This is a genomic window from Paraburkholderia sp. (genome assembly GCF_028283785.1).
Taxonomy (GTDB): Bacteria; Pseudomonadota; Gammaproteobacteria; order Burkholderiales; family Burkholderiaceae; genus Paraburkholderia.
The window spans coordinates 12,548-25,459 of sequence record NZ_JAPWKB010000003.1 but is presented as its reverse complement, the minus strand read 5'-3'; the positions used below and the strand labels follow the sequence as shown (position 1 = coordinate 25,459).

Genomic DNA, 12,912 nt, shown 5'->3' with positions numbered 1-12,912 from the left:
GCGTGAATCCGTTCGGAATGGAAATCGGCACCGTATGCAAGAACATGAATTGATGTGGCGGCAACTGTTGAGGCTGGACCGGAACGCCGCAGCGTCTCTGCAGATCCAGCTGCGTTCGACGCTGGCCAACGCGGTGCTCGACGGACGGCTGCCCGACGGTCTGAAGCTGCCGTCGAGCCGTGACCTTGCCCGGGTTCTGGGCATCTCGCGCAACACGGTGTCGCTGGTGTATGAACGTCTGGTTTCGGAAGGGCACATTACGTCGCGCGCGCGTGAAGGCCATTTCGTGCACGGCGGTATTCGCCGTGTCGAAGTGGCGAAGGTGGCCGACTCGGGCGACAAACCCGCGCGGCCGAACTGGAACGTGCATTTCGCGCCTGCGTCGATCAACAGGTGGCTGAACCGTCCTGCCGGATGGCAAAAGTATCGGTATCCATTCGTTTATGGCCAGTTCGATCCACGTCTATTTCCATTGACCGAGTGGCGGGAATGCAACCGCGAAGCGCTCGAAGTCAACGCGGTGCACGGCTGGGCACAAGACGATGTCAACGGCGGGCACCCCGAGCTGATCGATCAGTTGATCCGCTTCGTGCTGCCGCGTCGCGGGATTTCCGCGAAGGCCGGCGGAGTCATGCTGACGATGGGCACGCAACACGGGCTGTATCTGATTTCCAGACTGTTCGGCGGGCCGGGCAGAGTGGTCGGGATCGAAGATCCCGGCTACATGGATGCGCGGAACATCTTTTCTCACGGCGGCTCCGACATCCAGCCCCTCGCGATTGACGCGCAAGGCGTGATGACGTCGGCGGATCTGGCGCGCTGCCAGTACATCTATTGCACGCCGAGTCATCAATGTCCGACCGGACTGACGATGAGCACCGAGCGGCGGCTGGCGCTTCTCGATCACGCCGTCCGTCACGACCAGGTGATTTTCGAAGACGACTACGATCCCGAAACGCAATACATCGGACAACCGCTGCCCGCGCTCAAAGCCATCGACAAATGCGACCGCGTGATTTACCTCAGCAGTCTGTCGAAGATTCTCGCGCCGGGGCTGCGGGTGGGCTTTATCGTCGCGCCTGCGGGAGTCGTGCGACGACTCGGTGAACTGTCGCGTCTGATGATCCGCCAGGTGCCCGGCAACAACGCGCTTGCCACCGCACTCTTTATCAAGCATGGCCACTACGACCGTCTTCTGCACACGACACGTCAATCGCTGAGCCAGCGCGCGGAAATACTCGTCGATGCATTGCGCAAACATCTGCCGGAAGCGTCGTTTTCCATTCCGCAAGGCGGCTCGTCGCTGTGGCTGACATTGCCCGGCAGAATCGACCAGCGCGCGTTGCTCGCGTCATGCGTGGCGAACGGCTTGCTGTTCGATCCGGGCGCGCCGTTCTTCAATGAAGAGAGTCAGGCGTGCTGTATCAGACTCGGCTTTTCGGTGATCCCGGTCGAGCGGATCGAGCCGGGAATCGTCGAGCTGGCGCGCCACGCCAATGCCTATGCGCGGCGCACCTCGATGTCACGCGCGTGACGTTGCGGCGCGGTTCGCGCCCGTGCTGTTTGCGCTGTCGGCCGATGGGTCCGGCGTGCGGATCGCGCGCAGGAATCCGTTGAGCGAGGTGGCGAGCAATACCGCCGCCGCCACGTTCGCCGACGACGCCAGCGCAAGCGCGGCGCCCAGACTATCGGTGCCCAGATGCTTCGTCAGCACGTCGTTGAGCGCACCGACGACGATCGGTCCCAGACCCGCGCCCACTGCCAGAATGCCGAAGTTGTAGATGGACACGATGGTCGCGCGGCGATCGGACGGAAAGAGTTGCGTGATCGCCGCATAGCTCGGCGCCATCCACCACATCGCAAACACCGACATCGCGAGAATGCAAAGGGCGATCGCGGAGATCCGCACCGCGCCGAGATGGACGACCTGATCGGCGGGCAGCATCGTGAAGCCGATCGCAAACGGGAAGGTCAGTAGCGCGCCGATGATCGGCACGCCCAATTGCCAGCGCACGTCGCGGTTCGACAGCCGGTCGGCGAGCCAGCCGCTGCTCAGCGAACCGATCACCGCGCCCGGTCCCGCCGACAATCCCATCAGCACACCGGCGTCGCGCAAGGTCATCCCGTGCGCGCGCACCAGAAACGCGGTGCTCCACGTGCCGAATGCATATCCCGAGAACGCGAGCAGCGAACCGGCCGCGACGATCGTCACGAACGTGCGGGACCGGAATGCGTCGCGCAGTACCTCACGTGTGCTCTGGTTCGCGTGTTCCGCCTGATGACGCCGGATATCGCCAGCATGGTGGATGCGATGCGGTTCGCCCGTCGTCGACCACAGCAGCAGCGAGACGACCAACCCCGGCATGCCCAGCCAGAAGAACATCGTGCGCCAGCCGTGGTAGTAAGTCAGGTACGCACCGACCGTCATGCCGATCAGCGTGCCGACCGGCGCCGCGAGCATCAGCACGCCGATCGCTTTGGCGCGTCGTTTGGGCGGGTAGAGGTCGGCGAGCATCGACATCGACGGCGCGTTGCTGCCCGACTCACCGATCGCCACACCCATCCGCGCAAAGGCCAGTTGCCAGTAGCCGGTGACCGTGCCGCAGACGACCGTCATCAGACTCCAGACCGCGCAGGCCGCGACGATCACGTTGCGGCGATTCGCGCGGTCCGCGTAACGGGCAATGGGTATCGCGCAACAACAATAGACCGATGCGAACGCGAGCCCGGTCAACAGACCCATTGCCGCATCCGACACGTGGAACTCACGTTTGATCGGTTCGATCACGACGCCCATCAATTGCCGGTCGATCATATTGATGACCGCGACGGCGAACAGCAGAAAAAGGATATAAAGCCGGCGCACGCCGACGATCTCCTGGCTCATTGCGAAGTCCCTCTCCGAAACGAATGTGCGAAGCGAGCCGCTTCGCACTGTAAAAGCGTGAAGATCACGCCCGCCCGATCATGCGATACGAAGCGAGGTCGCAACTGCGATCCCGTCGGCCTCGCGTGCCCATCCTTCCGGCGGCAGCGTCCACGGGCGTGCCCGTTCGAGTTGTCCCGCGACGGAAAACAGAATGTCCTCGCGGCCCAACGCGGCCGTAAACATCATGCCGACCGGCATGCCGTCGGCGGTGAAGCCGCTCGGCACCGACATCGACGGCTGACCGCTGACGTTCGCGACGACGGTGAACGCCGCGCTGCCGATCATCTTTTGCGCGTACGACGCGAACGGCTGATCGAGCGTCAACTCGCCTAGCGGCGGCGTCTGACTTGCGGTGACGGGCGACAGCAGAACGTCGTAGCCCAGCATCAGCGTGTCCATCGACAACGCGATCTGGTCGAAGGTCAGGCGCGCCCGGTACAGACTTTCCGACGTAACCGCCTTGTTGCGCTGGTAGATGTGATGCGTGATCGCTTCGAGATCGTCCGGCGTGGCTTCGCGTCCGAGCGTCGCTTCGCGATCGCGGATCGCCGTGACGAGGGCCGCGCCGGACGCGACGCCGTGCGCCGTAAACAGCGCGGTCGGATCGATCTTCAGCGTGGCCGGTTCGACGTGATGCCCCATCTGTTCCATCAGTTGCGCAGTGCGGCTCAGGATGGCCGCGATTTCGGCGTCGAGCGGCGCGCCCGTCATCGACGTGGTCAGCAGACCCACGCGCAGCCCGACGGGGTCGCGCTGCTGCGATTCGACGAACGACAGCGGCATGGCCTTCAGCCAGTACGGACTGCCGTGTTCGCGTCCATGCGTCGCATCGAGGATCAGCGCGGAATCGCGCACCGTGCGCGACACGACGTGGCCGCAACTCGCGCCGAACCAGCCTTCGAAGGTACTCGGCCCTTGCGGTGTCCGGTAGCGCGTCGGCTTCAAACCGAACACGCCGCAGTACGAAGCCGGAATGCGGATCGAGCCGCCGCCGTCGGTTGCGTGCGCAACCGGGACGATGCCCGCCGCGACCGCGGCCGCGGCGCCGCCGGACGAACCGCCTGCGCTGCGCGACAGATTCCACGGGTTGTGCGTCGGGCCCCACAGCGCGGATTCGGTGGTGGTGGCGAGACCGAACTCGGGCGTGGCTGTCTTGCCGAAGATCACCATGCCGGCATCTTCGTAACGCTGGACGACGGTACTCGTGTGCGACGCGCCGGTGTCGCCGGACAGAAAGCGACTGCCGTTCGACGTGGGCGTGCCGGCCAGATACGTGTTCAGATCCTTGATCAGCATCGGCACGCCCGCCAGCAATCCGGTCTGCTGAAGCGGCGAACGGCCGAGACGTTCGACGCGTTCGCGAGCGTGCTGGTCATGGCGCATGTTGACCGCGCCGACGAGGCCGTCGACGGCGTCGCAACGCGCGAGCGCACACGCCAGCAACTCGGCGGGTTCGACCTTGTTCAGGGACACGGCGGCAGCCATCGCCGTCGCGTCCATTGCGAGGTAGTCGGCGGTGCTTAACTGCGACGATGCATGGGTAGAACGTGTATTCGACATAGTATTTCTGCTTGCGGCTAATGAGTAGTTCGGGTTCGACGGCGCCTCGCCGGGCGCCCACGGTCAGAAGGTGAAGGTGAGCGATTCCTGAAGCAGAAGCGCGTCCGAGTGGTGCGGAGTGAATACCGGATGCGTGGTGTAGGTGAGGCCGCTGATCAGATAGGCGCCACGCACCAGACGAGCTGCATACGACGCGGTATACGCCGTCGTGTCGCGCTCCGAATCGATGTGATAAGCGGCGTAGCGATTACGCAGGTCGGCGCTATACATGCTCTTCGTGATGCCGACTGCGACCATATCGAACGGACGGCTCTTGAACGGCCCGACATAGAACGCCGAAATCTGTGCGGCGCGATTGATTGCATTGCGGTCGGCAGGCGACCAGTCGAGTTTGGAGTCGATATACAGACCGCGCGCATCGCCCCATGGTTTAGTGACCTGATAGGTGCCGGCCAGATTGAACCGCCCCGGGAATCGTGGAGGCTGGTTGGTTTAAGTTAATACGGGTTCAGCGGCAGCTGTTTCAAGTTGCCGATAGTAGTTTGCCTCAGCTTCGGCGGGCGGGATATAGCCGAGGGGTTCCATCAATCGATGATGATTGAACCAGGCCACCCACTCCAGCGTTGCCAGTTCAACGGATTCCCGCGTTTTCCAGGCGCGGCGATGAATCAGTTCAGCCTTGTACAAGCCGTTGATCGTTTCAGCCAAGGCGTTGTCATAGCTGTCGCCCCGGCTGCCGACCGACGGTTCGATGCCCGCTTCGGCCAGCCGTTCGCTATAGCGAATGCTGACGTATTGGGACCCTCTGTCCGAATGGTGTATCAAGGTCCCGTCGTGGCCCGGGCGTCGCGCGTAAAGCGCCTGTTCAAGTGCATCCAGAACGAAGTCCGTGGTCATCGAGGTGCTGACACGCCAGCCGACAATACGGCGAGCGAACACGTCGATCACGAAGGCCACGTACAGCCAGCCCTGCCACGTCGAAACGTAGGTGAAATCCGAAACCCAGAGCTGGTTCGGCCGTGCCGCCTTGAACTGGCGATTGACCCGATCCAGTGGGCGCGGGGCTATGGCATCAGGAACAGTCGTGCGAACACGCTTGCCTCGCATCACGCCGCGCAAACCCAGTTGCTTCATCAACCGTTCGACCGTGCAGCGCGCCACCGCGATACGCTCCCGGTTCATCTGCTTCCAGACTTTATCGGCGCCGTAGACCTGCATGTTGGCCCGCCACACACGCTCGATCTCCGGCCGCAGACGTTCATCGCGGATTGCGCGAACAGAGCGCCGCGACGGATCACGAAGCTGCGCGGCATGGCGTCGGTAGCCCGACGGGGCAATCCGCAAGACCTTGCAGATCGGCTCGACCCCGAAGGTGTCGCGATGCTGATCGATAAAGGCCTTCAGGACTTGAAACGGCGGTCGAGCTCCGCCTGGGCGAAAAACGCGCTCGCGACCTTGAGAATCTCGTTGGCACGACGCAACTCCTTGACTTCGCGCTCCAAGGCCTTGAGGCGCTCGCGCTCGTCTGAGGTCACACCATCGCGCTCATCGTGGTCGACCTGCTCGCGCTTGACCCACTCGTGCAGTGTCTGCGGTGTGCAGCCGATCATCGGCGCAATCGATTCGACCGCCGCCCACATCGACGGATGTTCGCTACGCTGCTCGCGCACCAGACGCACTGCGCGCTCCCGGACTTCCGGGGAAAACTTGGTTACCTTCTTGTTCATGGCTCCATTCTCTCAAGAGTTGGAGCCTCCACAAAATCCGGGGCGGTTCAGATAGACTTCGTAGTTATTGCTCGACTTGCCCGATGCGTTGTATAGCGTATAAGGACTGGTGTTATAGAGCGTGCCGAGCCGGAACCATGCGGAATTCGCGGTGGCCGACGCACTGCGCTTGTAGCCCATTTCATTGATGAACAATGCACGGGCGCCCGGCACCGACAGACGGAATCCGGACGGATTGAGTTCGATGTCTTTGAGGATACCTTCCGGGCTCGAACTACGTGTCACCGCAAAGCTGTCATAAAAGCGCAACGAGCGATCACGGACGATCACATCGAACGTGGGTGTCGGCTCCGAGGCCGACATACCCACCTGGAACGGCACCACGCTTTGCGGTCCGAGTGCCGACGTGGATGCATTACCGCCTAGCGTCATGCCATAGAACAGCCGCACACCGGGGATGAAACCGTAGATGAGTTCCACCTGTTTGTCGAGCAAGGGCTGATCGATCGCGAAGATACTCATCGTCGCGACGTGCGGATTCGCGGACCGGTAAGACGACGTTGCCCATTGCGCGGAGAACGTGAACTGCGCGTTCTTGCTAAAGCCGACTCGCGTCAGGTCATAAGTCAGATAGAGACTGGTGGTCTGGTTATAGCTGGGGTTCTGGCCGTTATACGTCTGCCTGGCGGCATTGTTGCCATTCAGGTCATAGGCATAACCGAGCGAAGAGATAAAGCCGATACCTATTCCTTTATCCGCAAGCGCACCGCGCAAGCCGCCTAGCTCGGGTGCGACGCGCAAGCAACTCGGCATTGCAATGGCGGCGACTTCGATCCGCGAGTTGAACTGGTTATAGCCCACGCAAGCCGGCACTGCCTTAGCATCGACCTGACTGGCCTTGGCGGGCGTTACGGCTTGCACACCGCTGGATTGCGCGTCGGCACCGTTTACACCGATCGGTGTCACGCCTTGACCCGGAGAAAGGTTTTGCGCAGTGACGTCGGCGGCATAAGAGAGTTGGAAGAACATCCCCGTTGCGATTGCAATCGCTGTCTTTGACATGTAGTTCTGAACGCGCACTCTTGAATTCCTTATGGGTGGTTTTCTGATCGTTCTATCCGATTCGCTAGTCAAAAGTGCAGGTTCCAGACCAGCGTTTGGGTCCACTCAAGGAATTCGTTAGTGCCATCAGTCCCGCATTCACTTTGCGCGCATCGATCCTTCAATATGCATGTCGAAACCGCGACCCGGCAAGCGGCGATAGCATGCCGACGGGCCAATTAAGTGCGTGAGCACCTTACGAGTGCTAACGTCGTGCACTGGAATGGTCATTCGTTGCAGTGCTCTCCGCTGCAACGCCATGAGTGCCGTCATCACGTCGAATGCGCCGATAATAGACACCGCGTCCGCGCTCCATCCTGAGCGCTTACTGTTTATCGTCAGTCACTGTCCGCTCTTCACTCATGCCATCCAGTTCCCCGCGCCGATCCTCCGCTGGCGTCGACGGTCTGCACGACCTGCGCGTCACGACATATGCTTTCCTGCTGCCCGATAACTTCTCGCTGATCGCGTTGAGCGCGGCCGTCGATGCATTGCGCATCGCGAACATGATCGTCGGGCGTCATGTCTACGACTACCGGTTGATCGGCGTGAACGGCGAGATCGCACGATCGAGCGACGGTATCCGTGTGATGCCGGATGTGACGATCACCAGCCGCGATGCATTCGATGCGGTATTCGTGGTTGGACCCAATCCACTGCCGCGTCGTGGCATCGGCGCCGTGCTCGACTGGTTGCGACTGCATGCGCGCAATGGCGCGGCGCTCGGCGGGCTGGACACGGGCAGTTATTTCCTCGCCCGCGCGGGATTGCTGAACGGCTATCGCTGCACGATCCATTGGGAAGATCGCGACATCCTGATGGAGCAGTTTCCGAAGCTGACCGTGTCGAACCGTCTATATGAAGTGGATCGCGACCGCTATACCTGTAGCGGCGGCATCGCGCCGCTGGACCTGATGGTCCATCTTCTCGGCATGGCGCCAGGCAGCCCGACGCTGGCCGCCCGTGTCCTTGAACTGCTGGTCGCCGAGCGACGCAGCCATGAGCAGCGGCAGCGCACGTCGCTGCGTCAATACATGGGCGCGGAGCACCTGCAATTGAACGAGGCGTTGCAACTGATGGAAAGCAATGTCGAGGAAACCTTGTCGATCGCGGAGATCGCGGCGTATGTGAACGTGTCGCAACGTCAGCTCGAACGCTGGTTCGGCGAACGTCTGGGCAAGACGCCTGCGCAAGCGTATCTGGAGATTCGGCTGTTGCGCGCGCGGCAACTGATCTTTCGCACCGCGTTGCCGCTCGAAGAAGTCTGTGCGCGCACCGGCTTCCTGTCCACCAGCCACTTCGCGACTCGCTACAAGGCGCAATTCAAGGTGTCGCCGTTATCCGACCGTCGGCGCTATCAAAATGCGCTCTGATCGCGCATGTCGAAAATAGAAAGCTCGGTGTCGATTCTGAAAATTTTCTGAATCGGCAGACTCCTAACATTCGCTCACCACTACGGCAGTTTCCAATAAGGAGCGAGCGAATGACATTGCAGAACCTGATCCGGATCGAGAATGGCGAGAAGGTGAAACACACGTTCTCGGACGACGAATACGCGCGCCGTCAGCACGCGCTGCGGGACTTGATGGCGCGGGACAACATCGATGCCGCGTTGTTCACGTCGTATCACAACATCAACTACTACGCGGACTTCCTGTACTGCTCGTTCGGTCGGAAGTATGGGCTGGTCGTCACCCAGCAGAAGGTCGTGTCGATTTCGGCGAATATCGACGGCGGCCAGCCGTGGCGACGGACCGTCGGCGACTACAACGTGGTCTACACCGACTGGCAGCGCGACAATTATTTCCGTGCGATCCAGAGTGAAATCGACAACCGGGGCCGCGTCGGCATCGAGTTCGATCACGTACCCGTGGACGTACTCGACAAGCTGAAAGCCGCGTTGCCCGATGTCGAATTCGTCGATATCGGCGCGCAGACGATGCGTCTACGGATGTTCAAATCCGCCGAGGAAATCGCGGTGATCCGGCATGGCGCAAACGTATGCGATGTCGGCGGTGCGGCGCTCAGGGCGGCCGTAAAGGAAGGCGTGCCCGAACACGAGGTGGCGCTCGCATCGACCCAGGCGATGGTGCGTGAAATCGCGCGGCGCTTTCCGGATTCGGAACTGATGGATACATGGACGTGGTTCCAGTCCGGCATCAATACCGACGGTGCGCACAATCCCGTGACGACCCGCAAGGTGGAGAAGGGCGACATTCTGAGCCTGAACTGCTTCTCGATGATTGCCGGTTATTACACGGCGCTGGAGCGGACGATGTTCTTCGATCACTGCTCCGATGCGCATCTGCGGTTGTGGAAGGTCAATGTCGAAGTCCATGAAGCCGGGCTCGCACTGATCAAGCCGGGTGCGCGTTGCAGCGACATCGCGCATGAGCTGAACCGGATCTACGCGGAATACGATCTGTTGCAGTACCGGACCTTCGGATATGGACACTCGTTCGGTGTGCTCTCCCATTACTACGGACGCGAGGCCGGACTCGAACTTCGTGAAGATATCGACACCGTGCTCGAAGCGAACATGGTCGTGTCGATGGAACCGATGATCATGCTGCCCGAAGGCATGCCGGGCGCGGGCGGTTATCGCGAGCACGACATTCTCGTGGTCGGCGAGAAGGGCGCAACCAATATCACCGGGTTCCCTTACGGTCCCGAGCACAACATCATCGCGGCCTGAGCGGCTGTCTCTTCCTTTCTGATCTTTCCATGTCTGGAGATCGCACATGAGTAACAGAAAAGCTGTTCCGGCCGCGCCTGTCGGCGCTGGCCACGCTGCGTCGCAAGCCATGCCGTCGTCCTTCGTGCCGGCCAACGACGCTGCGCAAGCCGCGACGGCTGGTCCGGTACTCAAGCGTGCCGCGATCGCGAGTTTCATCGGCAACTTCGTCGAATGGTTCGACTATGCGTCGTATGGTTATCTCGCGACCATCATCGCCGTGGTGTTCTTCCCGAAGACGGATGCGGCAACCGGCCTGCTCGCCGCTTATGCGGTGTTTGCGATCTCGTTTATCGTGCGGCCGGTCGGCGGGATCGTGTGGGGCCATGTCGGCGACCGGATCGGGCGTCGCACCGCGCTGTCGCTGTCGATCCTGATCATGTCGGGTTCGACCTTCGCGATCGCGTTCCTGCCGACCTATGCGCAGGTCGGCGTGCTCGCGCCTGTGTTGCTGTTGCTGGTCCGGTTGATACAGGGCTTTTCGGCGTCGGGCGAATATGCGGGCGCGTCGGCGTTTCTGGCCGAATATGCGCCGGAAGGCAAGCGCGGTTTCTATACGAGCATCGTTCCCGCCAGTACGGCTGCGGGCTTGCTGTTCGGCTCGATTCTGATCGCGGTGCTGCATGCGGTACTGAGCGTCGAGCAGTTGCATTCGTTCGGCTGGCGTTTGCCGTTTCTGCTGGCCGCGCCGTTCGGCTTGATCGGACGATATATCCGTGTGCGGCTTCAGGACACGCCGAAGTTCAAGGCGCTCGAAAGCGCTCACCATGTTGCCCGCGCACCGATGAAAGAACTGATCGGCGCGCATCGCGGCAGAATGCTGATCGCGTTCGGCGCAACCTGTCTGAATGCGGTCGGCTTCTATCTGGTGCTGAGTTATATGCCCACGTATCTGTCGACGGAAATGGGCATGGGTGAAACCCAATCGTTCGTCGCCGCGACGATTTCACTCGCCGCGTATATCGGGTTGATCTTCGTGATGGGTTCGCTGTCGGATCGGGTGGGGCGAAAGACGATGTTGATCGGCGCGTCGGTGCTGTTCGCGGTGCTGGCCGTGCCGCTGTTTCAAGGGCTGGTCGGTGCGAGCTTCGTGACGATCGTGATGATCCAGATCGCCTTCGGCGCGCTCCTGACGATGAACGATGGCACGTTGCCCGGCTTTCTGGCGGAGATCTTCCCGACGCGGGTGCGTTATACCGGCTTCGCGTTCTGCTTCAATTCGGCGAACGCGTTATTCGGTGGCACTGCGCCGCTCGTCGCGACATGGTTGATTCACGTGACCGGCAACAAGTTTGCACCTGCGTGGTACCTCGTCGCCGCGGCGGGTGTGGCCCTGGTCGCGATGCTGGCGAGCCGCGAAACATCGCGTGCAAGCCTGCCTGATTGATCGATTGATCGTTGTGCAGTCACGAAAGCCGGTCGGTCGACCTGCTTTCGTGCTGGTTGCGGCGAGAGGATGGACGACTGGATATGGCGGCGCAGGCAACCACGCGCATCACACGCGTCACTGGGATTTCATCGCCGCTCCGCTGGCGGGCATCGTGCCGTGCGCCTTTTTTTCCGCTGCCTGAACGTCGTCGGGGTATTTCGGGTCTTGCGCCTGTGGCTTGTAACCGTTCTGTTCGAGATTCTTCAGATCGGCTTTTTCCGCCTGACGGGTCGTGGTGCTTTGCGACGAGGTTTGCGCGTTCGACAGCAGCGGCGTGGCCGTCAGCGTCACCACAGCGGCAACCGACACGACGGCGCGCAGGCATCCCAAGTGTCTCGGGTTAGTGAGAAGTTTCATACCGGTCTCCATTCGTTGAGTGGACACCGTTTTGACGAGCATGCGGCATACCCACGCGTGCACGCATCGCAAGTCGTGGTCGGACGAAACCGCGCGGCACGGCACGGCACGCGGTTCTACGTGATGGCGGTCTGAACGGGAAGTGGGGAGTGTCGTCCGGATTCGTCGCGACTGTCGACGTTGTCGCGGTCAGAGGCGATGAAATCGCTGACGAGAAGCGGCACGGTGTCGGAACCGGCTGTCGAGCGCCGGGTTCGCGCGCGAACCATGATTCGCTCGCAACAGAGATAGAACAGCTGGAGTTGTCGGGCGTCCGATGCGCGCGGTTCGAGTTCGAACGCGAGTTCCAGCACACGGCGACATACGTGGAAACGCTGAAGTCCGTGGTTAATACGAATCTGGAAGACGATGCCGTCGCTGTTATGCGGTACCGCTGCCCAAATGAGTGAATTGCTACTCATGGCGCCCCCGTCGAATCACACTTTCTAATCACCAACTGGTCGAATTAATCGTCGCACAGGTCGGGCGTGACGACTATTTTTCAAAATTGTGAAGTCCGCAAAATTGACTTTTTTACCACGCTTGCCCATTTCAGCGCGGCAAGTGGATAGACTCGAAAACGGCTGTTTGAACCGATGCATGCGCGGGTCAAACTCAAACTCAAACTCAAGCGGAGAATGCGTCGGGCGGTTTTCCGGCGTGTTATCGGGCACTGTCCGTAGACGGGTTTTGTACCCGCAGCAGACGCTCGCATGTCGCGGTGTCGTGAGCGGCCTGCTTCTGTTGCGCCGGTGTCAGCGTCGCGAAGCGTTGCAGCGCATCGTCGGCGGCGGCGCCGTTGAAGCGGATCTTGTGAAGCGCATAGTCCGCGTTGCCGTTCTCGACCAGATCGCGCATTGCTTTGCGTGGATCGTTCTGCGTGCCGTTGACCGTCACGTCGCATAGCAGCGCGGCGTAATAATCGCGATCCGCCGCCGTGTAAGACGGCCGATGAAGCCACACGCCAAGTGCGATCAGCAGCACCGTGAGTGAAAGGAATATCCAGGCGCGCATGGTCATGTCTCCAACCATAAAA

General features: G+C 61.2%; 11 protein-coding genes and 1 other annotated feature. Of the genes, 4 read left to right on the top strand and 7 right to left on the bottom strand.

Translation table 11 applies throughout. The features are described 5' to 3' along the window. The first annotated feature begins 34 nt into the window (after positions 1-34). Entirely contained in the window at positions 35-1,534 is a 1,500-nt protein-coding gene (locus PW947_RS02335; protein WP_299629352.1) for a PLP-dependent aminotransferase family protein, read from the top strand. Here PW947_RS02335 and PW947_RS02330 read toward each other — a convergent pair. The 5 genes from PW947_RS02330 to PW947_RS02310 all read right to left on the bottom strand — a co-directional run bounded on the left by PW947_RS02330 (position 1,523) and on the right by PW947_RS02310 (position 7,278). Beyond that, a complete protein-coding gene (locus tag PW947_RS02330; RefSeq protein ID WP_299629350.1) occupies positions 1,523-2,887 on the bottom strand; it encodes an MFS transporter in 1,365 nt (454 codons plus the stop codon). The two genes, PW947_RS02335 and PW947_RS02330, sit on opposite strands and share 12 nt — an antisense overlap. Before the next feature lie 78 nt (positions 2,888-2,965). Beyond that, entirely contained in the window at positions 2,966-4,489 is a 1,524-nt protein-coding gene (locus PW947_RS02325) for an amidase (RefSeq protein ID WP_299629348.1), read from the bottom strand. Positions 4,490-4,552: 63 nt separating this feature from the next. Next, positions 4,553-4,945 (bottom strand): carbohydrate porin, encoded by a 393-nt coding sequence (locus tag PW947_RS02320; RefSeq protein ID WP_366146089.1) that lies wholly within the window; start codon positions 4,943-4,945, stop codon positions 4,553-4,555. 36 nt (positions 4,946-4,981) lie between these two features. Further along, positions 4,982-6,216 (bottom strand): IS3 family transposase gene (locus tag PW947_RS02315; protein WP_299629346.1). Its coding sequence is split into 2 segments (ribosomal slippage): positions 4,982-5,925 and positions 5,925-6,216, totalling 1,236 coding nucleotides; the frame shifts between segments, so codons are not numbered across the junction. Then, positions 5,819-5,935, bottom strand: a sequence feature (AL1L pseudoknot). (Overlaps the previous gene by 117 nt.) A gap of 12 nt (positions 6,217-6,228) precedes the next feature. After that, positions 6,229-7,278, bottom strand: coding sequence for a hypothetical protein (locus PW947_RS02310; RefSeq protein ID WP_299629344.1), 1,050 nt, complete (start codon positions 7,276-7,278; stop codon positions 6,229-6,231). A 401-nt stretch (positions 7,279-7,679) separates the two neighbouring features. Between PW947_RS02310 and PW947_RS02305 the strand changes: the two genes are divergently transcribed. From PW947_RS02305 to PW947_RS02295, 3 genes are all read left to right on the top strand, one after another. Then, positions 7,680-8,690: a GlxA family transcriptional regulator gene (locus tag PW947_RS02305; protein ID WP_299629342.1), complete on the top strand. Its 1,011-nt coding sequence runs from the start codon at positions 7,680-7,682 to the stop codon at positions 8,688-8,690. Between the two features lie 110 nt (positions 8,691-8,800). Continuing rightward, positions 8,801-10,012, top strand: a complete 1,212-nt coding sequence (locus PW947_RS02300) for a M24 family metallopeptidase (protein WP_299629340.1) — start codon at positions 8,801-8,803, stop codon at positions 10,010-10,012. A 109-nt stretch (positions 10,013-10,121) separates the two neighbouring features. Continuing rightward, positions 10,122-11,438 (top strand): MFS transporter, encoded by a 1,317-nt coding sequence (locus PW947_RS02295; protein ID WP_299629623.1) that lies wholly within the window; start codon positions 10,122-10,124, stop codon positions 11,436-11,438. Positions 11,439-11,555: 117 nt separating this feature from the next. Here the strand turns inward: PW947_RS02295 and PW947_RS02290 are convergent, their stop codons facing one another. Continuing rightward, positions 11,556-11,837 (bottom strand): DUF4148 domain-containing protein, encoded by a 282-nt coding sequence (locus PW947_RS02290; RefSeq protein WP_299629339.1) that lies wholly within the window; start codon positions 11,835-11,837, stop codon positions 11,556-11,558. A gap of 702 nt (positions 11,838-12,539) precedes the next feature. Next, a complete protein-coding gene (locus PW947_RS02280; RefSeq protein WP_299629335.1) occupies positions 12,540-12,890 on the bottom strand; it encodes a hypothetical protein in 351 nt (116 codons plus the stop codon). Positions 12,891-12,912 lie beyond the last annotated feature (22 nt).